Source organism: Nitrosomonas communis, assembly GCF_001007935.1.
Lineage (GTDB): Bacteria > Pseudomonadota > Gammaproteobacteria > Burkholderiales > Nitrosomonadaceae > Nitrosomonas > Nitrosomonas communis.
The window spans coordinates 3,654,968-3,679,622 of the sequence record NZ_CP011451.1; the positions used below are offsets into that span (position 1 = coordinate 3,654,968).

Genomic DNA, 24,655 nt, shown 5'->3' on the forward strand with positions numbered 1-24,655 from the left:
GGAAAGCAGATTATGTTAATCGAAGTCAAAGTACCACAATTGTCTGAATCGGTTGCTGAAGCCACTTTGATTTCCTGGCACAAGCAGCAAGGTGAGATGGTCAATCGCGGTGAAAATCTTATTGATGTTGAAACTGACAAAGTAGTTCTCGAGCTACCTGCTCCGCAGCAAGGTATTCTAGCTGAAATTATTAAGGGGGATGGTACGACAGTAAAAAGTGGCGAAGTAATCGCTAAAATAGAGACAGAGATTCGGGAAGCCAAAGAACAACCTAAGGTTGAAGCAATGACTGAAAAAAAAACCACATCCTCTGAAGCCTCAGGAAGTGAGGAAACACCCTCCGTAGAAGAAACTGAGCCGGTCACACCAAAGCTAATGCCTGCAGCTAAAAAAGTGGCTGAAGAAAACAATCTCAGCTTGGATGATCTCAATGTTATTAAAGGAACAGGACGTGATAGCCGCATCACTAAGGAAGATATCCTAGCCTATGTGAAAAATAAGACCCTTACCTCTCAAGCAAAAACTAAAATGCCTGAGACAGTGGTAATGCCTGCAACCGGAAATCGACCTGAACAACGCGTGCCAATGACTAGATTACGCATGCGTATTGCTGAGCGGTTGGTACAGTCTCAAGCAACCACTGCCACCCTGACGACATTCAATGAAGTCAATATGCAGGCGATTATTGATTTACGTACGCGTTACAAAGATACCTTTGAAAAAGAGCACGGGGTTAAACTCGGCATTACTTCATTCTTCGTCAAAGCGGCTGTTGCCGCGCTGAAGAAATTTCCTATTATCAACGCTTCGGTAGATGGTAACGACATTGTTTATCATGGTTATTATGACATCGGTATCGCTGTGGCAAGTCCACGCGGATTGGTGGTACCGATTATCCGTAACGCTGATCAGTTATCATTGGCAGAAATAGAAAAGCAAATCGCTGATTTCTCAAAAAGAGCGCATGAGGGCAAATTGACCATTGAAGAATTAATGGGGGGTACTTTTTCCATTACGAATGGGGGTGTCTTTGGATCGATGCTTTCTACGCCCATTATCAATCCGCCGCAAAGTGCGATTTTAGGTATTCACGCGACTAAGCAACGCCCTGTAGTTGAAAATGGTCAAATTGTTATACGTCCTATCAATTATCTTGCGCTTTCCTATGATCATCGCATTATTGATGGTCGTGAAGCTGTGCTGTCGCTGGTCGCTATCAAGGAAGCTTTAGAATATCCAGTCAGTCCGCTATTTGAGCAATGAGACATTAGAAATAACTCATTAATAAATGATCTCTACGTTCTCTGGCTGTAGATAAGTAGATAGCGATTCAATCAATGTGTCATCTAGATGAACCTGCCATTTATTACCTAACTCGATCTCGCAGGTTGCGTACTGGTTCCGGTAAATGACCGTCACAGGGCAGTAGGAATAAAGGTGGCTTTCTGCACCTTTATTTTTGGCTATGCTATCTTGCCGATAAGGCATGAACAATTCCCTAAGCCTGGCGATAGTGGTTATATCAGAGGTTACCGAGCCGTTTATGACGAACCTTAATTTTTTTGCATGGCAAGAGCGAGCACTTGCAAGATCATAAAGTTTATCGGCAATAATGCGAAGCTCATCATTGCCTCCAAAAGCATTACTAATAGTCACTTCAGCAATCAGAAGTTGATCTTCTTTTAGAAGATCAGTGTGTTGACAAAATAATTCGTTATAAACCACGACCTCTACTTGGGCATGACCATCGTCTAACACAATGATGGCCATTTTCCCTCGACGCGTCATTTGCGTGCGAACAGAATGTATCACGCCAGCAATTAGCTGAAGCTCTCGTCGCAAACTTGAACTAAGTCGATCTAGGCGGGTCTGGACAAAGTGGCTAAGCTCTTTTACGTAGGTAGAAAATGGATGTCCGCTGAAATAAAACCCTAATCCCAGCTTCTCATTCTGCAGTATCTCTTTCTCTGACCATTGGGGAACGTTAACTAAAGCCGGATGTTGAAAATTATTCTCCATTTCCGTAAATAAACTCGTCTGATGAATTGACAAACTACGTTGCTCGGCAAATTCGATCGCGATGCCTACAGAGGCTAATAAGCCTGCCCGGTTAGGATCGATACTATCAAATGCACCGACACGAATAAGTGATTCTATAACACGACGGTTTACTACTCGCCGATCAATCCGACAACAAAGATCAAATAAATCAGTAAACCATCCACCTTGATTGCGTGCATCAATAATGGCTGAGATAGCCCCTTCCCCGGTGCCCTTCACTGCTCCCAAGCCATAACGGATAGTTCTTTCATCAATTGGATGGAAATGATACCTGGATTGATTGATATCTGGCGGTAAAATAGTGAGCCGATTGGCCAGACAGTCCCCGTAAAAAATATTGATCTTGTCGGTATCATTCATTTCTGCCGACAAACACGCAGCCATAAACTCTGCAGGAAAGTGTGCTTTAAGGTAAGCTGTCTGAAACGCGATCAAGGCATAAGCCGCAGCATGCGATTTATTGAAACCATAACCAGCAAATTTCTCCATCAAATTAAACAGCGTAATCGCATCCTGTTCAGTCAAACCATTCTTGATGGCACCCGCTACAAAAATATCGCGTTGCTGCGCCATTTCTTCAACCTTTTTTTTGCCCATCGCACGCCGTAGTAAATCAGCGCCCCCCAAGCTATACCCGCCTATCACCTGAGCAATTTGCATCACTTGTTCCTGATAAATCATGACGCCATACGTTGGCCCAAGAATAGGTTCCAGACGCGGATCCAGATATTCCACACGTTTTCCGTGTTTACGTTCTATAAATTCGGGGATCAGATCCATTGGCCCAGGTCGATAAAGTGCGACCAGAGCGATGAGATCTTCAAACCGATCAGGCTTCGCTTTTTGCAGCAGATCTTTCATACCGCGTGATTCAAATTGAAAAATTCCGATGGCGTTGCCTTTTCTCATCAACGCATAGGTTGCAGCATCCTCTAAAGGAATATGATCTAAAGAAAAGGGTGGATTCAGTGGAAATGTCGACTGTCCAGCTTGCTGATCGGCTGCCTGTGCCCCTAATTCAGCATAACGCTGCCGAATATCACAAACTGCCCTGTCGAGAATAGTCAGGGTACGCAATCCAAGGAAATCAAACTTCACCAAACCAATTTTCTCGACATCATCCTTATCAAATTGGCTAACGACCGAATCTCCCGCATCAGCGCAATACACAGGGCAAAAATCAGTAATCTTGCCCGGTGCAATCAGCACACCCCCTGCATGCATTCCCACGTTGCGCGTCAGCCCCTCTAGACGTTCTGCTAGTTCCAGCAAATTACGCACATCTTCTTCCTCTCGTGCGCGCTGTTCCAATTGAGGTTCAACAGCACGTGCTTTTTTTAGCGTCATCCCGATCTCAAATGGCACTAATTTAGCTAGTTGATCGACAAAGTTATACGGTAAATCGAGCACACGGCCCACATCTCGCACGACTGCTTTTGCTGCCATCGTGCCAAAAGTGACAATCTGTGAAACACTCTCAGCACCATAGCGCTGCTTTACATATTCAATGACGCGTTCGCGCCTATCCTGGCAGAAATCGATATCAAAATCTGGCATAGATATTCGTTCGGGATTCAGGAAGCGCTCGAACAGCAAATCATAGCGCATCGGGTCAAGATCAGTAATCCCAAGTGAATAAGCCACAAGAGAACCAGCACCTGATCCACGCCCTGGACCTACCGGCACATCGTTCTGCTTAGCCCAGTTGATAAAATCAGCGACGATTAAAAAATAGCCGGCAAATCCCATCTGGATGATAGTATTCACTTCGAAATCCAGTCTGTTCTGATATTTTGGCAGTTTCGAAGCATATACTTCGATCTCTGGAAATAGAACATGCAGGCGTTTTTCTAACCCAGCTTCGGCCTGCTCACGCAAATATTGCTCAATACTAACCGCACCCGGTGTTGGAAAACGTGGCAAGCGGTTAACGCCTAGCTCGAGCACAAGTGAACAGCGCTTGGCAATTTCTATACTGTTGGCAAGAGCGGCTGGTATATCCGCAAAAAGAGCCTGCATCTCTGCTTGCGTTTTAAAATATTGCTGCTCGTTAAAGCGATGCGGACGCCGGCGGTCACCTAACACATATCCTTCTGCAATGCATACCCTCGCCTCATGGGCTTTATAATCTTCAGGTTCTAAAAATTGCACTGGATGGGTTGCCACAACAGGTAATTGCAATTTGGAAGCCAGTTGCAGAGAATTTCGTACACAGCTTTCCTCGTTCGCATAGCCGATCCGCTGCACCTCGATATAGAATCGTCCTGGAAATAAGCTTGCCCATTCTTGAGCAAGAGTTTCAGCTGCACTCAAATTATTTTGCGATAGATGCAACCCTATTTCACTACGATAGGCACCTGACAGCAGAATCAATCCATCTGTTCCACTTTCATTAGCATGAAACCATGATTTGCGGAATTCAGCCCGGCCACGGTATAAATTCTCACGATAAGCTCGTGATAGCAAACGACACAATAACAAGTAACCAGTAAAAGATTGGCATAATAATAAAACGCGCGTAGGCTTATCACGATCTGTCTCATTCGTAATCCAGCTATCACACCCAATGATAGGTTTGATACCCTTTTTATAAGCGCTTTGGTAGAATTTGATCAATCCAAAAAGATTGGCAAGATCCGTTAACGCCACTGCTGGCATATTATCTGAAGCTGCTTTTGATAAAACTTCATCGATACGAACGATGCTATCAACGATGGAGTATTCACTATGCAGTCGAAGGTGGATAAAAGCAGGATCAGTCAGCATAATGCTACAATTAAAAAATTAACTTTTCGACTTTCAGGATTATTTCTGGAGATGATTCACTATTAATGGGCGTAGTGTCTCGTATGCGTACCAAACGGCCCATCGATTTAATATTACTGCTCATTTTACACTATGCTAAACACCCTTGAACTTTTACTCCCAGCTGGCTCGCTGGAAAAAATGCGTATTGCTTATGCTTATGGCGCTGATGCAGTTTACGCTGGCCAACCACGGTATTCTCTACGAGCCCGCAATAATGAGTTTTCTCTGGAGCAATTGCGTAACGGCATTACAGAAGCCCATGCATTAAACAAAAAATTCTTCGTTACCAGTAACCTTATGCCGCATAATGCAAAGGTAAAAACTTATATGGCTGATATGGCACCTGTCATTGAGCTCAAACCCGATGCACTGATTATGGCAGACCCCGGGCTCATTATGTTAGTCAGAGAAAAATGGCCGCATATTCCAATCCATCTTTCTGTTCAAGCCAATACTGTCAATTATGCTGCGGTAAAATTCTGGCAGAAAATCGGATTAACACGCGTCATCCTCTCCAGAGAGCTATCACTCGACGAAATTAGCGAAATTCGTCAACTTTGCCCGGATATGGAACTGGAAGTATTTGTTCATGGGGCCTTATGCATTGCCTACTCAGGGCGGTGCCTGTTATCAGGGTACTTTAATCACCGCGATCCAAATCAGGGTACCTGCACCAATTCCTGTCGATGGGATTATAAAGTCAAGTCAGCCGAAGAAAATGCAACCGGTGACATTGAGCCTTTGCAAAAAATTGACTTCGACTTCAACCAGGCATTAATGCAACAACCTACCCCTCAGGATAATATCAAACGGCACCCGGCTGCAGACCAGGTTTATCTGATTGAGGAAGGAGAACGACCAGGCCAGCTCATGCCCATCATGGAAGATGAGCATGGCACCTATATTATGAACTCTAAAGATCTGCGCGCAGTGGAACATATTGGACGACTTGCCAAAATCGGGGTCAATTCTCTCAAAATCGAAGGACGAACCAAATCAGCCTATTATGTTGCCCGTACAGCCCAAGTCTACCGTAAAGCGATAGATGATGCGATAGCCAACCGCCCCTTCGATCCTGCCCTGCTTGGTCAACTGGAAGGGCTTGCCAATCGTGGTTATACCGACGGTTTCTACCAGCGGCATCATAGTCATGAAACTCAGAATTATCTGCGTGGCCATTCGGAATCAAACCGTAGTCAATATGTGGGAGATGTGACTGCTATCGATGAAATCAGCGGCATGGCTGAAATTCTAGTTAAGAATCGCTTTGAGATCGGAGATCGCTTGGAGATCATTCACCCCTCTGGTAATCAAGTGATTGAGCTGGAACAGATGCAAAACATTGATGGCCTAGCCATTCATATCGCTCCAGGTAGCGGCCATCGGGTGAGAATTCCGCTCAAAGGAAATATTGAAAAAGCTTTTGTAGCAAGGTTCTTATCTTGATCCAGGAAAATTTACTAAAAAACCGAGATTTTTAAACAGCCCAGACGTTCACACTGATTCAAAGAAACTGATAAGCCGCTGAGGCAGCCAACTATGCTGACCAGGGAAAGTTCCATGCATAAATCCCACATGCCCGCCTTGCTCAGGAAATTCAAGCAAAACCATAGATGAAACCTTACCTCTTGTCGGCAATGCATCAGCCGGCATAAATGGATCATTTTGCGCATTGATAACAAAAGCGGGAACCTGGATATGTTGAAGCCAAGGCTTGCTGCTGGATTTACTCCAGTACTCTTCCGTATTACGGAAGCCATGCAAGGGTGCTGTAACATGGGTATCGAATTCATATAGCGAACTCGTTGCAGCGATCGCCTGCCCATCGAGCAAGCCTGGAAAACGCTTATGTTTTTCTAATGCTTTACGCTTTAAAGAACTCAGAAAATGCCGGGTATAGACTTGGTTAAAGCCTAACTCAAGCGCCTTTCCAGCAGCAGCCAAATCAAGTGGGGCTGAAACTGCAGCAGCGGCTGTAACCAATCTGCTTGCCTGACTACCTTGTTCACCTAACCATTTCAATAAAGCATTTCCTCCAAGTGAAATGCCGATTACGTAAAGTGGCAAACCTGATTTCTGCAACTCACATTGATGCGCTATCCGTCGCAGCATGCAATCTATTTCCAATGAATCACCTGCATGGTAAGCACGTGGTAGTCTATTAGGCTCTCCAGAGCAACCCCGGAAATGAATAATCGCACCCCGCCAATTCTGCTCTCGTAAATGATTCAAAATACTGAGCGAATAATGACTGCGTGAGCTTCCTTCCAGCCCGTGAAACATGACCACCAGCGGCTTATCCAAAGGACCTTCCAACCAATCAACATCTACAAAATCACCATCTTCAAGCTCCCAGCGTTCGCGTTGCAAAACCACCTGCAACGATGGCCTTAGAAAATAAGGATAAATGGTTTGTGCATTACCACCTGGTAGCCATTTTGGCGCAATATACTTAAATTTAACGTTCATATAATCTCGGACACCCAACAATGAGTTTCTCAAAAATGACAAAGAATAATCGTTATTTTCTTGCCATGCCAATAAATTAATGCTTGTTGATTCTTATCGAACCCAACTTAAAGTGATGGAAAATGTCACTAACTATATGCAGTGAAAAATTTATTTTTCGTTTTAAAAGCAATAAATATTACCTTGCTTCTCATCATGCTGCTACTCTAAGCAGAATGAAATATAAATTTTAAAAGTTCAAAACATCATTCTTTTTAACTTATATTTGAACCTATACAATGTTTCAGTTAGAATGTTGCATTACCCAGGCGCGTAGCTCAGCTGGTTAGAGCATCACCTTGACATGGTGGGGGTCGTTGGTTCGAGTCCAATCGCGCCTACCACAATCTCAAATAAATAAATTCAAGAATCAATAACCAGTTTTAGGTCTTGTTTTTTTATTTGTTGCATAGCTAAGAATATGACATTTGAGCAAAAAGCAAGTTTCATGCTGATTGACATAATGTCGTTTTGATGATCCATATATTCTCTGTCTCTCGTACTTCAGTACAACTTCTAAATTGAATAAAGTGATAAATAAGCTTTTTAGAATGAAATGTAGTGCTAGTTGGAGCAGATCATAAGAAGAGCTTATTTTTCAGCAAACACATGATGATGAAATGTGGGGCGCCTACTATTTTGGAAAATTTTCTATGATGATTTTAACCTATCTTCCGATTTCTACTCCAAAATTCTTAGAAAATTCATATTTATTTCACCAACTGTGAAATAAATATGATTGATATCCAGTATCTTTTCTCTTTAACGCTCTCTTATTCTTGTATTGTAGCGCTATAATATTAATATTATGTAGTCAGTATCGCATCTATTCATGCCATGGCCACTAGATATATATTCGATACACAACAATTAAAAGTAAGCAATCGAGCGGACCCTACAAAACTTATCGTCTAGTAGAAACTGAGTGCCTCGATGGGAAAATGAAGTAACTTATTGTCCTGAATTTTGGATGGCATTTTGATATTCCTCAATCCTGCTGGACTCTTTTGGCCAAAAGCGGGTATTTGTATTTTTAATCCCACCAGAATGTCGATTGATTCTTTGTCACGGACGTTCGGCAGCTCTGAGCCAATCGTTGATGCTATCAAGCCCTAATGAAAGCAGTGTGTCTTGTATGGATACCACGCGCCACAGCATTTCGCCATGATCAGACTCTTCCCGTTCTTCGGCTTCCGAAAACAGTCGGGTCATTAATTGGGTAAGGTTATTTCCATGATCATACAGATACGGTCTGGTCCGTTTGACATAGGTTAGAAAAATCTCAGTCGCAGCTATCGCCTGTTCAGGATCATGTTGCGATATGCCGTTAAGCCAATCACCAAACTCAAAAAAGTAATGTTGCCTGTTCTCATTATCGTTTTCCAAGATACTAAAACATTTACGAATCAACTCCGTTCGAATAGAAATTACCGATGTACTATCCCGGAACAACTTTTCCAACCCCTTGGCGATTATATTAGCATGTGGACTATCAGCATTCAGACCTGCTTCAATTCCTGCAAGACATTGACTCCGATGTTGTTTAATATTTTCAGTATTCGTCCATACGCTTGCTGCCCCTTGCCAGGCATCAGTAACACCCAAAGTTTTTAAGTCTTCTAACCAAACGTCAAAATCAATTCGATTGGACAAAGCTGCCAATGCCGAAATACGCCCCCAGGTTTTCATGCCCTTTTCGCCATCCTCGTGGTAAATGCGAGCAAGCAATGGTGCGACTTTTTCAAAATGACTATGATAAGAATAATACAGGCAAGGCTCAGCGGTCTGCCAAAGTCCGGATGCATCTTTCATGGCACAATTAAATAAATCCCAACCTAACTCAGATTTTTTGTATAGCATGTCCCCTATAAATTGATTATAATTTACAGATGACCTATCCGATATTATTTCGCCGTAAAGTATTATCCGTTCGTGAGAAGGAGAACCTCTCAATGGCGCAAGTGGCCAAGCGTTTTGGTGTAGGTGTGGCCAGCGTGATGCGTTGGATCAAAACTCCCGATCCCAAGACCACCCGCAACAAACCTGCCACCAAGATCAACATGGAAATGTTGGCGCAGGACATCAAGAATTATCCGGACGCGTATCAGTACGAGCGCACCAAACGGTTGGGTGTCAGCAAGCAAGGCATTAACCATGCTTTAAAGCGTCTGGGCGTGACTTATAAAAAAAAGCCTGTGTCACCCCAAAGCCAGCGAAAAAGAGCGGCGTATCTTCCAGCAAAAAATTGAAGACTATGAGCGAGCAGGCCGCGTTATCGTCTACCTTGATGAAAGCGGCTTTGCGCACGACATGCCACGCACGCATGGCTATGCGCCAGTGGGTGAGCGCGTCCATGGCGTAAAAAACTGGCATGCACGAGGTCGAACCAATGTGATTGGCGCTCTCATCGGAAAGACGCTGCTGACCATAAGTCTGTTCATCGCCAATATCACCGCTGACATTTTCTATGCGTGGATAACGCAGGACCTGTTGCCTAAACTTTTGCCCGCTTGCGTGATTGTCATGGACAACGCAACCTTTCATAAACGGCAGGATATCCAAACCGCCATTGCCAATGCCGGGCATACACTTGAATACCTACCGCCTTATTCCCCTGACTTAAATGACATTGAACCCAAATGGGCTCAGGCCAAAGCCATCAGAAAAAAGGAAGGTTGTTCCATCGAGCAACTCTTTGCCGCTTATGAAATTTAAATCATTTTATATGGGATCTGCTATACTGAAGATAGGGTAAACGCCGCAGGATTAAAGCACGAATCGCAGGGTGCTCATCCCCAGCAAAACGGCGAAGCGTGGGTGATAATAACTCGGGGAATGGGATGCTCCGTTCTTGAAAATTATTAGCCAACGTGAGTTCGACATAAGAAAAGCTGTAAAGGGAATCTGAATTCTTTATGATGAAGTGGTTCTGGAAAGAAATTCATCATGAGAGGAGTCAGATTTCAATGGCTACTACAACGATTTTTTGTGAGAGTGACGAATTTTGTAAAGAGTTTGATGTGGTTCCCTGTAACTGGACAACCTGAAAGAAAGTTCAGCTCTGATATGTATAGTTAAACAGGTTCAGGCAACCCGATCAATTCTTGGATCACTATAGTAGATTTCATCAGGCGTAAGACGGTCAAGGCTTTGATGAAATCGTTCTTGATTGTACCATTCAAACCATGTGGATAAATTCTGCTTTATCTCCTTCAGATTATTGAATTCTCTGGTATATAAAAGCTCATACTTAACTGTCCGCCAAAGTCGTTCAACAAAAATGTTGTCATAGTAGCACCCCTTGCCATCCATGCTGATCTGAATATGATGATCTTTTAGTATGGAGGTAAATGCTTCGCTGGTAAACTGTACGCCCTGGTCGGTATTCATGATCTGTGGACAGCCATAATCCTGGATGGCTGCCTCCAGCGCCTGAGTACAAAAGTCAGTATCCAAGGTATTGGACAAGCGCCAGCTCAACACCTTACGCGAATGCCAGTCGATGATGGCAACCAGATAGCCAAAGCCTTTCTCCATGGGGACATAGGTTATGTCGGCAGCCCAAACCTGATTGGGTTTATTAATGACAAGTTCTCTAAGCAGATAAGGATAGACCTTATGCTGTTTGCTTGAGATGCTGGTCCTGGGTTTTGGAGCTATGCTGACAATACCGAGTGTCTTCATTAAGGAAGAGGCTTTCTTGCGCCCTAACATGATTCCCTGGCGCTGAAACCAGGTAGCATAACTGCGTGAGCCATATTGTGGCGTCTTTAAGTACTGTTCATCCATCATGCGCAGCAGAACCAGATCAGCATTACTGATTGGTTGCGGTTGATAATAATAAGTTGAGCGCGCCAGATCCAGCAGCTGACATTGACGAGTTTGACTAAGTTTGCCATGGGGCTCAATCATCTCTTTGCGTTCTACAAGACTTAATGATTGAGCTTTCTTGCTAAAAAATCGCGTTCTACCGCCAATTGACCAATAACCCGGTGCAGGTCATCTGTTGTAGGCTGCTCCTTATTGGCGGCAGTATTATTTTTACAAAACAGCTCGGCAGCTTGCTCAATGAGTTGCCGTTTCCAGCTATTGATCTGCGTGGGATGTACATTATAACGCGCTGCTAATTGGGGGACAGTTTCATCACCACGTATCGCTGCCAGCGCTAGTTTTGCTTTGAATTCGCTCGAATATTGTATGCGCTTTTTACTCATTGTTATTAAGCTCCTTTTTAATTCTGCCAGAGCTTAACAACCTGTACAGTTTTTGGGTACCACTTCAGTTTGAACCACGATGGGAGCAGCACTTATTAGAGTCATCGCTGAAACAGCGTCGGCGGCAAGGAGCGCTGTGTCTAAGCGAAATCATGACCATTATGGTGGGATTTCATCTGTCCGGCTACCAGACATTTAAGCACTATTACCTGAATTACGTGTTGAGGTATCAGCGCGATTATTTTCCAGGGTTGGTGAGCTATAACCGCTTTGTTGAGCTATTGCAAGGCAGCCTGGTACCTTTGTGCTGCTTTCTGACCAGCCGCTTTGGGCAATGCAGTGGGATCAGCTTCATTGATTCGACTAAGATCAGTGTGTGCCATAATCGCCGTATTGGGTCTCATAAAGTAATGGCAGATTTTGCTGCTCGGGGAAAGACCAGTGTGGGTTGGTTTTATGGGTTCAAGTTGCACCTGGTCATTAATGACCAGGGGGAATTGCTGGGAGTCAAAATCACAGCGGGCAATGTGGATGACCGTGATGTAGTTCCGGAACTGGCGCGCTCTCTGTTTGGAAAACTCTTTGGTGACCGGGGCTATATCTCGCAACCGCTCTTTGAGCAACTTTGGGAGCAAGGCGTACAGCTCGTCACCAAGGTACGCAAGAACATGAAAAACAAGCTGTTGCCGATGTTTGACAAGCTCTTGTTACGTAAACGCTCAATCATTGAGACTGTCAATGATCAATTGAAAAATATCTCACAAATCGAGCATTCCCGCCATCGCAGCCCAGTTAACTTCTTTGTTAATCTGATAGCCGGGCTGGTGGCTTACACCTTTCGCGAAAAGAAACCCTCGCTTAATATCAGACTCCCTCAAGCTCTTCCAGATGTGGTAGCGTGATCCTTATATCGAACTCACGTTAGCCACAATCATTAAGGCCTCGGCAATGCATTCACCTATCATATTGATACCTTGATTGATTAAATCGACCGAATCTCCTTTTATAGGATTTTCCTCTTGAAGATTCGCAAAACCTATTGCTTTAAACACAAGACGTCCAGCATTTTGTGTATCCTGTATCACATATGCACAGGCTTGCAGGGCCTTTAATGCAGCCCGATTATAATGCCAGTGTTTGGGATGTCTTTCCAGTTCATCAAGAATGTGGCCCGCCAATATAAAGGCATCAGGTTCATTGATCGGCTTCCATGTATCATTGGTTTGCAAATTACCATAACGGCGTTCTAGATAATTGGCTACACCGTCGAGAATATCATCACAAAACTCTTCGGGAATCTCGATCCAATGAGCGGACAATAACTGCAAGAAATGCAATGGATGGCGAGATGCCGCTTCACGCAATTGCCAACCAACTTGTTGTTTTCCACCAACCAGACGATCATCGAAATCTTTGATATATTTTATGTAATGCGCCAATAAACACAATACTCCACCATCACTTGAATCAAGAAATACTTCAAATGAGAATGGAGCAGAAACCGTACCGCTCCATGCCCGAATGTCAGGCTCAAGAAATAAAACACCCTCTCTATTTTCATGAGCTTCCAACACTGCTTGTGCTTCTGGTGAGCGCAGATAGCATGGAATAGTGACAATCAATTCAGCTTGTTTCTTCAGTATCCACGCACGCCTATTCTCCTCAGTAAAATCTTCTTCCCACGCGTTCAGAACGCAGGCCATTGCATCACCCTGTTTAGACGTATCAAGGTATATGAATGCTGTCTGAATCAATGCACCCAATTCGTGGACAAGTTCGAATTTTAATAAATTTTTATCGCACAACATGCGCCCGATCAAATCTATGTTGGCTTGAGGTGATGCGGTGCATGCCAGGATAGCGAAGTAGAGTAAAGCACCTTCATGGTTGAAGCACAGTCGTTCACGGTTGCTTTGCCACCACTCAGAATGCGTTTGGGCATGATTAAGGATAGCAGCTTCTACCGCATCCATTAGGATGCGTTCACTGCTCATATGTCTAACTATCGTGCTGACTATGTATATCATTATATGAGGTTTCGTGCAGGAATCCATATCGGTAAACTATGGGGGTCTTGCCATAGTGAAGTGACCGGGCTTCGCTCCACTGCTCAATCGATTTCAACGCCAAATCCAGCAATGTAGTGGATTGCACCATCCGGTTACGGAGAAAGTTGTTATTACTCTTTCCAAACTCATGAGGTTGACAATGCAGTTTGTTGTTGAAATGAAATTTGATTACATCGTCTTCGCTGATGTCACCGGCAATATAACGCCATAACCAAAGATCTTCCATACTTCCTGCTGCCACACAGCGAGCTAGAGCATGTCCTAGAGAACTATGTTTTTGCCTCGGCATATCGAGCAATTTTTTAAGTAGGGGGCTGATCACAGTGCCAAATTTTCCGAATTGATCTCGGATAAATGATGTTCTAACTGCCAGGAAATTTTTTCGCCATCCATCCAGCTTAATGACAATACTTCCATCCAAAACGACAATACCCCTGCAGTATCTTCGTTTTTCCACCGGGATACTCGATAGGTATGTGCTGTCAGCTCTTCGGTATCCCGCGCGACGATCAGGCTAGGCACCAGATGTTTGAGCCAAAAGTAATGCCATTGTATTAGTTCCGCTTGGGTGTATATCACCTGAAACACGTCGTAGTGCTTTTCATGCAAATCACGTATCAGTGGCCAGTCATCATCCTGTGGTGGTTGTTCAGCAAATGATTCAGCTACCAAGCGGCGTATGTGAAAGGCAGCGTTTCCTGTCAATACTGCTCGTATTTGTTTCCTGAGCTCACGACGATCACCTATTGCCAGTTGTGTGACAAAACTACGGATACTGGGGCGTACAAAGGGGACAGGAGGCAAGTCATTAATAAACTTATTTAGCGTGATCCCCTTGCGTACAGCTCCACTGATCACCAACACATCCAACAGAGTTTGATGTCCGAACGTTAATTTTCCCTCTTGGTTTCTCTTAATACGTTAAGGCCCCACAGTATTCGTAAAATATCTTGTGACGCGGTAAAGCGTTGATGATGTACTGCCAAGCTACGTGTTTTGAGCATTTCATCGGCTATGGTTTCAATCGCTTGCATTGCTGTTTCACCTAACTTGTCATTTGCCCGCACAATGGTGTCAAGATATCGCTGTGCCAAAGCCTAGCTGGATACCACGTTAAAACTGCCTTCTCGCTGGGCAAGCTCGACAAATAATGCCAACTCGTGCGGATTTCGGATTAATTCACGGGTGACAGAATCAACAGTTGTCGCATGAACGCCGAGTGTATCAAGCAGCGGCTCAATTTCAGATTCCCAATCTAAAGGTTGGCACTTTAATTCACAATCCCATTGTCGTGCTGCAATTCTGTAGTCATAATGCCGGTCAAAGTCACGGCAGGCAGTGACTACTGTAATATTGGGTATCAACAGTAGACGGTCTATTTGTGCTAAGAAATATGTCAATACGCTGTGTTCACGAGAAATAGACAAAACATCCAATGAATCAATGACTACGACTACTTTTACTGCGTCAGCCATGCGAGCTGCTTTTTCTACCCATAATTCAGGCAATCCCAGGGCTTTGCGTTCCTGTTCTGTGGCCACATCGGCAAATTCGCGTGCTTGAACAAAGAGTGGCACTAAATCAGAGCAAGTTTTTGCTCTTTGTTCTAAAGCCTCTTGCACGGCTAATATCGCACAGGTTTTACCTGAGCCAGGTAGGCCCGTAAGTAAGATAGTGCGTTTTCCAGCATTAATAGCTTCGAGTAATTCGCTAACAATAGAACGATTAATGCACTGACCCGCAGTGCTTCGCTGCCATGATCTACCGATAGCAGAGGTGCTAGCAAACGAAACTCGAATCTCTTCAATATGTATGCTTGGAGCTAGCATGGCGCCTGCCTGCTGAAGGAAGGCTTTAAGGTCATCCTTTGTAAGGCGATGCTGGAGGGAAGTGAATAGGTTGATATGGTCTAATAGACCCGGACACTCCAGTTAAGAGAAAATAGTCTTAATTGGAGGATGAAATGGAACCTAGGAAACACTATACAAAGGAATTCAAGCTGGATGCAATCAGCTTGGTACTGGATCAGGGATTAACGATAGCAGAAGCTGCCAGAAACCTGGAAATCAGGGCTAACATGCTTGGGCGATGGATCAGGGAAAGCCAGGCGGATACTAATGGTCAGGCATTCCGCGGTAATGGGAAACTGACACCGGAGCAGGAAGAAATCCGGCGGCTTAAACTAGAAAACAAGCAATTAAAGCTTGAGCGGCAAATATAGCATGTCTCCTATAAATTGATTATAATTTACAGATGACCTATCCGATATTATTTCGCCGTAAAGTATTATCCGTTCGTGAAAAGGAGAACCTCTCAATTGCGCAAGTGGCCAAGCGTTTTTGCGTAGGTGTGGCCAGCGTGATGCGTTGGATCAATACTCCTGATCCCCCAAGACAACCCGCAACAAACCTGCAATGCAACCAGGATCGACATGGAGATGTTCGCAGGACGTCATAGGTTATCCGGACGCGTATCAGTACGAGCGCATCAAACGGCTGGGAGTCAGCACTTGCGTGATCGTCATAGACAAGGCGATGTTCCACAAGCGACAGGATATCCAAATCGCCTTTGCCAATGCCGGGCATACGCTTGAATACTACCGTCTTATTCTCCAGACTTTAATGGCATTGAACCCAAATGGGCCCAGGCCAAAGCCATCAGAAAAAGGGAAGGTTGTTCCATCGAGCAGCTCTTTGCCGCTTATGAAATTTAAATCATTTTATATGGGATCTGCTATACTAAAGGAGGCGGCGGTCTTTTTCGCGAAAGAAACGAAGTGAAGTATTCGTTCATCACCCAAAAGAAAAAGACCTACCCGGTCGGCCTCATGTGCCGGCTATTGGGTGTCAGTCGCAGTGCTTGACTCATGACTATGAACAACGCTGCTGCAATTGCCCGGATGATCTACACCACAGGCAACTACTTAATGCTGTGCAGAATATTGCAAAATCATGCGATTATACCTATGGCAGTCGCAGGATGAAGCGAGCGCTAAGTGCCTTGGGCTATCGGGTTGGTCGCTGGAAGGCGAGAAGACTAATGCAAGAAGCCGGGATACAAGTGAAACACCGGAAGAAATACAAGGTGACGACGGACAGCAATCACCCGTTGCCAGTGTTTGAGAACCAATTGAATCGGCAATTTACGGTTGCCAGACCGGATCAAGTCTATGTTTGCGACATTACCTGCATTTGGACTCAGGAAGGCTGGCTGTATCTGGCGATTGTTATCGATTTGTTCTCCCGAAAGGTGGTGGGCTGGAGTATGAGCTCACGGATGAAAGCAACACTGGTTTGTGATGCATTACGAATGGCGATCTGGCTACGCCGGCCACCGCCTGGCCTGATCGTGCATTCGGATCGTGGGTCGCAGTATGCTAGTAAAGCATACCGCAATCTACTGAAAGCATACGGTTTTATTGGCAGCATGAGTCGTCTGGGAAATTGTTGGGATAATGCGGTTGCGGAAAGTTTCTTTGGCAGCCTCAAGCAGGAACGCTGCCAATGGCGGCATTACCAAACCCGCCATGCAGCACAGCAGGATATTTTGCAGTATATCGCCGTGTTTTATAACAACCAAAGACTGCATTCATACCTGGATTACAAAAGTCCGAATCAATATGAAGCAGAAGCAGCAGAATCGATAAAAGCAGCTTAACTGAGGTGTCCGATTTTACTTGAACACGTCAGGTTGCTACTATCTAGACGCGCTCCGAGTTGATCGATGTTTTTCCAAAGAGTATCGTAAGCGGCTCTTGGATTACTAGCTATAAAGCGTAAACGCTCATATAGCAAGCTTTCCATACGGCCTAGTTCTGGACTGGTTTCAAACGTAGTTCGATTCAGGAACTCATAGGTTGAAAGATTGGGTGCATGCAAGCTAAGTTTCACCGCTAACTCTGCGTTAGTTTCTCGATGTCCTTTGTTTAAATTTGCGAGGTAGTGTGCTTCATCTGCTTGAGTAGCGGCATATTCGCGCAGCTTTGCTAATTCGCCAAAAGGGCTACGTGAATAGAAACGAACTTTCACATTCTTTTTGCAAGCCAATAAACATGAAGCTTTTTCTAACTCATCTGAAAGGTCTGCTATTGTCCAAGATTTGAAATGGGTTTGGTTTTTTTTTACATTGGCAACAAATCAGAGTGCCGTCAGCTTTTCCGATTACTACATCGTCAACTGGACACGATACAGAATCAACCTCAATCCAGTGAAAGTCAGGGTCGGATAATACAGTTAATGCCCAATCAAATGCTATAGCAGATCCCATATAAAATGATTTAAATTTCATAAGCGGCAAAGAGCTGCTCGATGGAACAACCTTCCTTTTTTCTGATGGCTTTGGCCTGAGCCCATTTGGGTTCAATGTCATTTAAGTCAGGGGAATAAGGCGGCAGGTATTCAAGTGTATGCCCGGCATTGGCAATGGCGGTTTGGATATCCTGCCGTTTATGAAAGGTTGCGTTGTCCATGACAATCACGCAAGCGGGCAGAAGTTTAGGCAAAAGGTCCTGCGTTATCCACGCATAGAAAATGTCAGCGGTGATATTGGCGATGAACAGACTTATGGTCAGCAGCGTCTTTCCGATGAGAGCGCCAATCACATTGGTTCGACCTCGTGCATGCCAGTCTTTTACGCCATGGACGCGCTCACCCACTGGCGCATAGCCATGCGTGCGTGGCATGTCGTGCGCAAAGCCGCTTTCATCAAGGTAGACGATAACGCGGCCTGCTCGCTCATAGTCTTCAATTTTTTGCTGGAAGATACGCCGCTCTTTTTCGCTGGCTTTGGGGTGACACAGGCTTTTTTTTATAAGTCACGCCCAGACGCTTTAAAGCATGGTTAATGCCTTGCTTGCTGACACCCAACCGTTTGGCGCGCTCGTACTGATACGCGTCCGGATAATTCTTGATGTCCTGCGCCAACATTTCCATGTTGATCTTGGTGGCAGGTTTGTTGCGGGTGGTCTTGGGATCGGGAGTTTTGATCCAACGCATCACGCTGGCCACACCTATACCAAAACGCTTGGCCACTTGCGCCATTGAGAGGTTCTCCTTCTCACGAACGGATAATACTTTACGGCGAAATAATATCGGATAGGTCATCTGTAAATTATAATCAATTTATAGGGGACATGCTATACTAGTGTTTGATAACCGTCACCTCGGTTGGATTGAATGCCCGCGATGCTCATTTACTTCATCTCTATTAAAGACCTTTACACAACTCTGAAAATTTTGTTTAGTGAGTGGGGAAGAAAATTTCCAAATAATAGTTTTATTCACTTTTTCTGTCAGAAAAAGTGAATTTTTACCTTTTTTAACGCAGTTTTTTATCCTTATGCTGTATTAGGGCGGACTACTCATCTTGAGATTCATCTACGAAAATTTTATTAACAGATTTTTTTCAGATTCATGCCATTATTTCTCACCAAAATTTGAGCATTGATTTTTACCGTTCTAAAATAACTGGCGCTCCATTCCGAATAAGCGTTTAGCTGTCCCAAAAATGGAGAAAATTAATCCGCACGCACAGCGCCTGTTCCAATGCAACATCCCACAAACTATGCCATAAAAAAGCAAGGATCGCTTTGAACATCATCAGTGCGTCAAACGGCTCTTATCCTCCACCATTCGATAGTTCGTGCTTGTATTAACCTCTAAGATTTAGTCGTAACTTCTACCAATCAATCAGTGCATCAATCTTCATCAGTACCTTGTCTTACCTTAGACATTGCGTCAATTCTATTGAGCCCAAACTCATCTGCATCTTTTGCTCTAATCGTCTTTTATCTGGCGCTATTTTTAGTTGTTTATTTAGCTAATAACGTGAGTTCGACATAAGAATCATCAAATCACGACTGGAAGAGCTTGAGGGAGCCTGATATTAAGTGAGGGTTTCTTCTCGCGAAAGGTGTAAGCCACCAATCCGGCTATCAGATTAACAAAAAAGTTAACTGGGCTGCGATGGCGGGAGTGCTCGATTTGCGAGATATTCTTCAATTGGTCATTGACGCTCTCAATGATCGAACGTTTACGTAGCAGCAGCTTGTCAAACAACGGCAACAGCTTGTTTTTCATGTTCTTGCGTACTTTGGTGATGAGCTGCACACCTTGCTCGCGGAGTTGCTCAAAGAGTGATTGCGAAATGTAGCCCCGGTCACCGAAGAGTTTGCCAAACAAGGAGCGGGTCACCTCTGGTACCGGGTCACGGTCATCCACATTGCCCGCCGTTATTTTTACCCCTAGCAATTCTCCCTGGTCATTAATGACCAGGTGCAGCTTGAATCCATAAAACCAACCCATGCTGGTCTTTCCCCGGGCAGCAAACCCTGCCATTACTTGATGAGACCCAATACGGCGATTATGGCACACACTAATCTTAGTCGAATCAATGAAACTGATCCCACTACATTGCCCAAAGCGACTGGTCAGAAAACAGCACAAAGGCACCAGGCTACCTTGCAACAGCTCCACAAAGCGGTTATAGCTCACCAACCCTGGAAAATAATCGCGCTGATACCTCAACACGTAATTCAGGTAATAGTGTTTAAACGTCCGGTACCCGGATAGATGAAACCCGACCATGATGGTCATGATTTCGCTTAGACACAGCGCTCCTTGCCGCCGACGCTGTTTCAGCGATGACTCTAATAAGTGCTGCTCCCATTGCGGCTCAAACTCTTTACAAAATTCGTCACTCTCACAAAAAATCGTTGTAGTATCCATGGAAATCTGACTCCTCTCATGATGAAATTCTTTTGCAAAACCATTTCATCATAAGGAATTCAGGTTTCTTTTACAGCTTTTCTTATGTCGAACTCACGTTAATAGGTAAGCTGCGCAGGAATCTTTCCGTAAATTTTTAGGTCAACCCCATGACTAGAGCATAAATACTCTTGTCAAGAACCACGTTCAAAAATGTTTCTGTTTCTTCAATAGTGGATAAACCGAGTAGGATACACAAAATAAATAAAAGAAGCGAAAAATACGACTAATGTATAAATCGAGATGCCTTTAACGCGTCTCAAGAGATATGAACCTCCTAATCAAAATTAAACCTAGCTTCTTCAGAAAAACTAAAAATTATCACCTTTACCTATTAATCAAACTTTTCTTGATCGCTGGCGGAAAGTCTCGAATAAGCAAATCCCAGCACTCACTGATACATTCAGGCTTTCAACACTGCCGACCATTGGAATACGTACCAGTTGATCACATGTTTCCTTTGTCAGGCGACGCATGCCCTCGTGTTCTGCACCTAATACCCAAGCTATAGGACCATTAAGTGAAATACTCTCAAGGAGATCAGTCGCTTCAGCCGCAGTGCCGATAACCCAGATACCTTGTTCTTTGAGTTCACGTAAAGTTCGAGCTAAGTTGGTGACGGTAACAAAAGGTACAGTATCAGCGGCACCGCTAGCAACCTTATGCACTGTAGCCGTCAATCCTACGGAGCGATCTTTAGGTGCAATGACAGCATGCGCCCCTAATGCATCAGCAACACGCAAGCATGCTCCTAAATTGTGTGGATCCTTGATGCCATCTAATATTAGGAGCAAAGGGAGTTCATTTACTGCCTCCAAGATATCTTCAATGGTGACGTACCTCTGAGTGACCATGATGTTAGCCACGACACCTTGATGGTGAGTGATGCCCACCATTCTAGCCAGCCTCGTGTTATCGCAAACCATTAACCGAATATTTTTGGTTTCAGCAAGTTTGCATAGATCGCGTGCACGCTGGTCATGTCGCGCTGAATCGATATAGATTTCTTTGATACTGTCCGGATTCTGCCGTAAACGGCTCATAATGGCATGAAATCCAAAAATATGTCGTGTCTGAGACATGTGTTTGTCGCTCGCTCAGGAGAATTGTTGTAAATGCTCTATCCTAAACAATTATCTGAAAGAATCGTACGCTTCTAGTGATAGTTTCCATTAATCATGGGTGTTCCTTGCTCGCATCCACTAAAATTCATATAGAGCCAGAAAATTTGAGTTTTATGATTTTTTTGCTTTTCAAGCAAGAACAAAGTCTATTTTGCGGGTTTCCAAGTCAACTCTTACAAGTTTGACATGTAAACGGTCACCCAAGCGATATTTTTTTCCAGTGCGTTCACCATATAACATGTGTTTAGTGCTATCAAAATGAAAGTAATCGCTGGGCAACTCTGAGATATGGACTAATCCTTCCACATAAATTTGATCAAGTGCAACAAATAAACCAAAGGCAGTGACACCACTGATAACACCATCGAAGCAATCATTAATTTTATCCTGTATATAAAAGCATTTAAGCCACGATTCAACATCACGTGTCGCTTCATCAGCGCGACGCTCTGTCATTGAGCAATGCTTACCCAGCTCATGCCAGCCGCCAACCGATGGTGAATAAGTATCGCTACTTAGAACTGCTTTGATTGCGCGATGCACTAGTAAATCAGGGTAGCGCCGAATGGGTGAAGTGAAATGAGTATAGGCTTCATAAGCCAATCCAAAATGGCCCATATTCTCAGGACTATATATCGCTTGTCGCAACGATCTCAACATCACAGTCTGTAATAATTGGGCATCGGCTCTACCATTGATTTTAGTTAAAACTTTAGCAAAATCTTTGGCATGTGGTTCACTCCCTCCTCCTAACTGCAAGCCAAATTCTTTAAGAAAATCTCGTAGTGCCTCTAATTTTTCTGGTGCTGGGCCCTCATGGATACGATACAAAACGGGGTGCCTATGTTTCTGCAAAAAATCTGAGGCACAGACATTAGCTGCCAGCATACATTCTTCTATCAGGCGATGCGCCACATTACGTTGTACCGGTAGTATCTGCTCAATCTTGCCCTGATCGTTAAAGATCATTTGGGTTTCAATTGTTTCAAAATCAATGGCTCCACGTTTCTTGCGTGCTTTCTGCAAAATTTGATATACTTTATAAAGTAACTGAATGTGCGGTAGTAGTTCGGTATATGGCTCGGTATCGGGCTCTTTGGGCTTATTCAGCATCGCTGCAACTTGGTTGTATGTAAGACGAGCATGTGAGTGCATGACTGCTGGATAAAATAGATAATCTACATATTCACCATTTGTAGCTAACTGTATTTCGCATACCATACTAAGACGATCCGTATGCGGATTAAGCGAACATAAACCATTGGAGAGTACTCCTGGTAACATCGGAATCACTCGTTGTGGAAAATATACCGAATTACCCCTTTTGTATGCTTCTTGGTCTAGCGCATCAGCATCATGCACGTAATGACTGACATCCGCGATGGCGACATATAACCGATAGTCTTTTCCATCCCGTTCACAGTAAACTGCATCATCGAAATCACGCGCGGTTTCACCATCGATTGTAACAAGAGGTAAATGACGGATATCTTTTCGCTTGGTAAGCTCCTTTTTTAGTACTTTTTTGGGAAATTTGGCAGAGATTTTCTCTATCTCAGATGTAAACTCATAGGGTAAGTCATGTGTACGTAATGCGATTTCGATTTCCATGCCAGGTGAAGTGTATTCACCCAGAATTTCAAGAACATGGCCAATAGGCTTGGTATGGATATCAGGTTGTTGTACAATTTGAACCATTACAACCTGACCAGTCTTAGCCTTCATAGTAGCTTCACGAGGAATCAGTATGTCTTGGCTAATACGCTTGTTTTCAGCAACTACGAAAAAAATACCACACTCGGTATAGAATCTTCCTATTAAGTGTGTGTTGACATGTTCAAGCACTTCCACGATTTCACATTCACTACGACCACGACGGTCTATACCAATTTCTCGCGCGATGACACGATCACCATCAAGCACCTTGTGCATTTCTTTGGCACTAACATATAAATCAGGCCCGCCATTATCGGTAATCAAGAAGCCATAGCCATCACTATGTCCTTGTACCGTTCCTCTGATCAGTTCAAGTTTTTCAATGACACAAATATCCCCTTTGCGATTGAGCATGATTTGGCCGGCACGAATCATAGCTGCCAATCGCCTATTAAAAAATTCAGTTTCTTTTGGGGTTATATCCAACAGCTTACGTAATTTTGTTTCGCTTACAGGTATGCCTTGTTCTTCAAGTACTTGTAATATGAACTCTCGACTTGGCAAAGGTGTGCCATATCGCTCGCTTTCGCGCTCGATAAAAGGATCATGTTTACGTAGCTGGCTCTTTCTAATTTTCTTGTTGATTGACAAAATGACTGTTTCCTATAGAATCACGAGTTGCTCCTAATCACTTGGTTAGGAGTATTGCCCAGATGGCGGAATTGGTAGACGCGCATGGTTCAGGTCCATGTGCCTTCGGGTGTGGAGGTTCGAGTCCTCTTCTGGGCACCACCATTTATAATCAATATCTTGATTATAATAGAAAATTATTAATTAAATAAATTTTCTATGCCAAAGAATATGCCTAAAAAATTTTGCTGGCTAAAAATTAGACAATCCATTTAACCCCCAGTTTATCCAATTTTTAATCATGTTGACCCAAATTTGATGGGCAACTTTTTTCTTCCTTTTATGAATGGTCGGGATGTGCAAGGTAGATGGCTGCTTCCAGCTTTGAGATGATATCACTTCCTATCCTGCAAATTCGTTGCTAACGCACAATATTTCAGTATGACATCTATGCTGGTGGGAAAGCAGTAAATTGTTGGTCCTTTCTATTAGCCCTTCAGCATGTTTGGCTGGTAGTCAACCCGCTATGACGCGATTTCAACTCTGCCAGAGTGACCAGTATCCCTTGATGTTGCCTGATGGTCAAGGTATCGCCTTCGCAAACACGGATACGCGCGCTCTGCTCAACCATTCCCCGCCGGTCTTCGTGCTGACCCGGCTATTTGTCCGTATAGAGGTGCTGATCAAACAGAAAAGATTGCTCTTATTTGATAATTAAGAGGGTGATCATATTTTAATCTTGTACAATCTTCTCATTGACTTAATGACCTGATAAACAGGATGAAGATACAAAAGTTTAACGACTTTTATCACATACAAAC

At 43.9% G+C, this 24,655-nt stretch carries 23 protein-coding genes, 2 tRNA genes and 2 pseudogenes; 12 read left to right on the plus strand and 15 right to left on the minus strand.

All coding sequences use genetic code 11. The annotated features are described in order from the left end of the window. Positions 1-12 precede the first annotated feature (12 nt). Positions 13-1,263: a 2-oxoglutarate dehydrogenase complex dihydrolipoyllysine-residue succinyltransferase gene (gene odhB, locus AAW31_RS16440; RefSeq protein WP_046851068.1), complete on the plus strand. Its 1,251-nt coding sequence runs from the start codon at positions 13-15 to the stop codon at positions 1,261-1,263. A gap of 18 nt (positions 1,264-1,281) precedes the next feature. On the opposite strand, the gene dnaE is transcribed toward odhB, so the two are convergent. After that, a complete protein-coding gene (gene dnaE, locus AAW31_RS16445) occupies positions 1,282-4,827 on the minus strand; it encodes a DNA polymerase III subunit alpha (RefSeq protein WP_046851069.1) in 3,546 nt (1,181 codons plus the stop codon). A gap of 132 nt (positions 4,828-4,959) precedes the next feature. Here dnaE and trhP point away from each other — a divergent pair, with 132 nt between their 5' ends. Beyond that, a complete protein-coding gene (gene trhP / locus AAW31_RS16450; RefSeq protein WP_046851070.1) occupies positions 4,960-6,315 on the plus strand; it encodes a prephenate-dependent tRNA uridine(34) hydroxylase TrhP in 1,356 nt (451 codons plus the stop codon). A 48-nt stretch (positions 6,316-6,363) separates the two neighbouring features. On the opposite strand, the gene AAW31_RS16455 is transcribed toward trhP, so the two are convergent. Further along, a complete protein-coding gene (locus AAW31_RS16455) occupies positions 6,364-7,338 on the minus strand; it encodes a YheT family hydrolase (protein WP_046851071.1) in 975 nt (324 codons plus the stop codon). Between the two features lie 306 nt (positions 7,339-7,644). Here AAW31_RS16455 and AAW31_RS16460 point away from each other — a divergent pair. Further along, positions 7,645-7,721, plus strand: a tRNA-Val gene (locus AAW31_RS16460). Between the two features lie 721 nt (positions 7,722-8,442). Here AAW31_RS16460 and AAW31_RS16465 read toward each other — a convergent pair. Then, positions 8,443-9,189 carry a hypothetical protein gene (locus tag AAW31_RS16465; protein ID WP_144413004.1) on the minus strand — a complete coding sequence of 249 codons (747 nt, stop codon included), beginning with the start codon at positions 9,187-9,189 and terminating at the stop codon, positions 8,443-8,445. Positions 9,190-9,266: 77 nt separating this feature from the next. Here AAW31_RS16465 and AAW31_RS16470 point away from each other — a divergent pair, with 77 nt between their 5' ends. Further along, entirely contained in the window at positions 9,267-9,626 is a 360-nt protein-coding gene (locus AAW31_RS16470) for an IS630 transposase-related protein (protein WP_046849893.1), read from the plus strand. Beyond that, positions 9,622-10,092: a transposase gene (locus AAW31_RS16475; protein ID WP_144412826.1), complete on the plus strand. Its 471-nt coding sequence runs from the start codon at positions 9,622-9,624 to the stop codon at positions 10,090-10,092. The genes AAW31_RS16470 and AAW31_RS16475 overlap by 5 nt, the downstream gene beginning before the upstream one ends. Before the next feature lie 369 nt (positions 10,093-10,461). Here the strand turns inward: AAW31_RS16475 and AAW31_RS16480 are convergent. Beyond that, positions 10,462-11,591, minus strand: a protein-coding gene (locus AAW31_RS16480; protein ID WP_144412787.1) for an IS3 family transposase whose coding sequence is annotated in 2 segments (ribosomal slippage) — positions 10,462-11,339 and positions 11,339-11,591 — 1,131 coding nt in all. Because the reading frame shifts where the segments join, the coding sequence is not laid out codon by codon here. A gap of 20 nt (positions 11,592-11,611) precedes the next feature. Between AAW31_RS16480 and AAW31_RS16490 the strand changes: the two genes are divergently transcribed. Then, positions 11,612-12,493 carry an IS982 family transposase gene (locus AAW31_RS16490; RefSeq protein ID WP_082110585.1) on the plus strand — a complete coding sequence of 294 codons (882 nt, stop codon included), beginning with the start codon at positions 11,612-11,614 and terminating at the stop codon, positions 12,491-12,493. A 3-nt stretch (positions 12,494-12,496) separates the two neighbouring features. Here AAW31_RS16490 and AAW31_RS22315 read toward each other — a convergent pair whose 3' ends face one another. The 5 genes from AAW31_RS22315 to AAW31_RS22335 are packed head-to-tail and all read right to left on the minus strand — an operon-like array spanning position 12,497 to position 15,489. Continuing rightward, complete coding sequence (locus tag AAW31_RS22315) at positions 12,497-13,585, minus strand: hypothetical protein (RefSeq protein ID WP_052752315.1); 1,089 nt, start codon at positions 13,583-13,585, stop codon at positions 12,497-12,499. 4 nt (positions 13,586-13,589) lie between these two features. Beyond that, positions 13,590-13,982, minus strand: a complete 393-nt coding sequence (locus AAW31_RS22320; RefSeq protein WP_200899654.1) for a hypothetical protein — start codon at positions 13,980-13,982, stop codon at positions 13,590-13,592. Beyond that, positions 13,979-14,518: a hypothetical protein gene (locus AAW31_RS22325; RefSeq protein WP_200899655.1), complete on the minus strand. Its 540-nt coding sequence runs from the start codon at positions 14,516-14,518 to the stop codon at positions 13,979-13,981. The genes AAW31_RS22320 and AAW31_RS22325 overlap by 4 nt, the downstream gene beginning before the upstream one ends. Before the next feature lie 32 nt (positions 14,519-14,550). Next, entirely contained in the window at positions 14,551-14,754 is a 204-nt protein-coding gene (locus tag AAW31_RS22330; RefSeq protein ID WP_052752318.1) for a hypothetical protein, read from the minus strand. A 3-nt stretch (positions 14,755-14,757) separates the two neighbouring features. Continuing rightward, positions 14,758-15,489, minus strand: coding sequence for an AAA family ATPase (locus tag AAW31_RS22335; protein WP_052752319.1), 732 nt, complete (start codon positions 15,487-15,489; stop codon positions 14,758-14,760). Between the two features lie 134 nt (positions 15,490-15,623). On the opposite strand from AAW31_RS22335, the pseudogene AAW31_RS16500 reads away from it, so the two are divergent. The 4 genes and pseudogenes from AAW31_RS16500 to AAW31_RS16510 form a co-directional block, all read left to right on the plus strand. Then, positions 15,624-15,878 (plus strand): annotated as a pseudogene (locus tag AAW31_RS16500) (transposase); the annotation flags it as partial. A 35-nt stretch (positions 15,879-15,913) separates the two neighbouring features. Further along, the gene (locus tag AAW31_RS22340; protein ID WP_200899656.1) at positions 15,914-16,117 is read left to right on the plus strand and encodes a helix-turn-helix domain-containing protein; all 204 of its coding nucleotides are present in this window, start codon (positions 15,914-15,916) and stop codon (positions 16,115-16,117) included. Further along, a complete protein-coding gene (locus tag AAW31_RS22915; protein ID WP_046851074.1) occupies positions 16,075-16,440 on the plus strand; it encodes a hypothetical protein in 366 nt (121 codons plus the stop codon). The genes AAW31_RS22340 and AAW31_RS22915 overlap by 43 nt, the downstream gene beginning before the upstream one ends. Then, positions 16,401-17,317 (plus strand): annotated as a pseudogene (locus AAW31_RS16510) (IS3 family transposase); the annotation flags it as partial. The gene AAW31_RS22915 and the pseudogene AAW31_RS16510, both read left to right, overlap by 40 nt. Here AAW31_RS16510 and AAW31_RS16515 read toward each other — a convergent pair. The 6 genes from AAW31_RS16515 to rnr all read right to left on the minus strand — a co-directional run bounded on the left by AAW31_RS16515 (position 17,314) and on the right by rnr (position 23,855). Then, entirely contained in the window at positions 17,314-17,688 is a 375-nt protein-coding gene (locus AAW31_RS16515; protein WP_144413005.1) for a hypothetical protein, read from the minus strand. The pseudogene AAW31_RS16510 and the gene AAW31_RS16515 sit on opposite strands and share 4 nt — an antisense overlap. A gap of 248 nt (positions 17,689-17,936) precedes the next feature. Continuing rightward, a complete protein-coding gene (locus tag AAW31_RS16525; RefSeq protein WP_309567619.1) occupies positions 17,937-18,470 on the minus strand; it encodes an IS630 family transposase in 534 nt (177 codons plus the stop codon). Beyond that, positions 18,403-18,762, minus strand: a complete 360-nt coding sequence (locus AAW31_RS16530; protein ID WP_046851077.1) for an IS630 transposase-related protein — start codon at positions 18,760-18,762, stop codon at positions 18,403-18,405. The genes AAW31_RS16525 and AAW31_RS16530 overlap by 68 nt, the downstream gene beginning before the upstream one ends. Positions 18,763-19,506: 744 nt before the next feature. Continuing rightward, positions 19,507-20,385 (minus strand): IS982 family transposase, encoded by an 879-nt coding sequence (locus tag AAW31_RS16535; protein WP_046851078.1) that lies wholly within the window; start codon positions 20,383-20,385, stop codon positions 19,507-19,509. Positions 20,386-20,762: 377 nt separating this feature from the next. Then, positions 20,763-21,506 (minus strand): 23S rRNA (guanosine(2251)-2'-O)-methyltransferase RlmB, encoded by a 744-nt coding sequence (gene rlmB / locus AAW31_RS16540; protein WP_046851079.1) that lies wholly within the window; start codon positions 21,504-21,506, stop codon positions 20,763-20,765. Between the two features lie 171 nt (positions 21,507-21,677). Next, positions 21,678-23,855, minus strand: a complete 2,178-nt coding sequence (gene rnr / locus AAW31_RS16545; protein ID WP_052752320.1) for a ribonuclease R — start codon at positions 23,853-23,855, stop codon at positions 21,678-21,680. A 56-nt stretch (positions 23,856-23,911) separates the two neighbouring features. On the opposite strand from rnr, the gene AAW31_RS16550 reads away from it, so the two are divergent. Continuing rightward, positions 23,912-23,996: transfer RNA gene (locus tag AAW31_RS16550), tRNA-Leu, on the plus strand. A gap of 364 nt (positions 23,997-24,360) precedes the next feature. After that, entirely contained in the window at positions 24,361-24,552 is a 192-nt protein-coding gene (locus AAW31_RS16555) for a hypothetical protein (protein ID WP_046851080.1), read from the plus strand. Positions 24,553-24,655: the final 103 nt, after the last annotated feature.

Coding starts and splice junctions, on each gene's coding strand:
- AAW31_RS16555 (WP_046851080.1), top strand. CDS start 24,361: ATGACGCGATTTCAACTCTGCCAGAGTGACCAGTATCCCTTGATGTTG.
- AAW31_RS16530 (WP_046851077.1), bottom strand. CDS start 18,762: ATGACCTATCCGATATTATTTCGCCGTAAAGTATTATCCGTTCGTGAG.
- AAW31_RS22335 (WP_052752319.1), bottom strand. CDS start 15,489: ATGCTAGCTCCAAGCATACATATTGAAGAGATTCGAGTTTCGTTTGCT.
- AAW31_RS22315 (WP_052752315.1), bottom strand. CDS start 13,585: ATGAGCAGTGAACGCATCCTAATGGATGCGGTAGAAGCTGCTATCCTT.
- AAW31_RS16455 (WP_046851071.1), bottom strand. CDS start 7,338: ATGAACGTTAAATTTAAGTATATTGCGCCAAAATGGCTACCAGGTGGT.
- AAW31_RS22340 (WP_200899656.1), top strand. CDS start 15,914: ATGACCTATCCGATATTATTTCGCCGTAAAGTATTATCCGTTCGTGAA.
- AAW31_RS16535 (WP_046851078.1), bottom strand. CDS start 20,385: ATGGATACTACAACGATTTTTTGTGAGAGTGACGAATTTTGTAAAGAG.
- dnaE (WP_046851069.1), bottom strand. CDS start 4,827: ATGCTGACTGATCCTGCTTTTATCCACCTTCGACTGCATAGTGAATAC.
- odhB (WP_046851068.1), top strand. CDS start 13: ATGTTAATCGAAGTCAAAGTACCACAATTGTCTGAATCGGTTGCTGAA.
- AAW31_RS16465 (WP_144413004.1), bottom strand. CDS start 9,189: ATGAAAGATGCATCCGGACTTTGGCAGACCGCTGAGCCTTGCCTGTAT.
- rlmB (WP_046851079.1), bottom strand. CDS start 21,506: ATGTCTCAGACACGACATATTTTTGGATTTCATGCCATTATGAGCCGT.
- AAW31_RS22915 (WP_046851074.1), top strand. CDS start 16,075: ATGCAACCAGGATCGACATGGAGATGTTCGCAGGACGTCATAGGTTAT.
- trhP (WP_046851070.1), top strand. CDS start 4,960: ATGCTAAACACCCTTGAACTTTTACTCCCAGCTGGCTCGCTGGAAAAA.
- AAW31_RS16470 (WP_046849893.1), top strand. CDS start 9,267: ATGACCTATCCGATATTATTTCGCCGTAAAGTATTATCCGTTCGTGAG.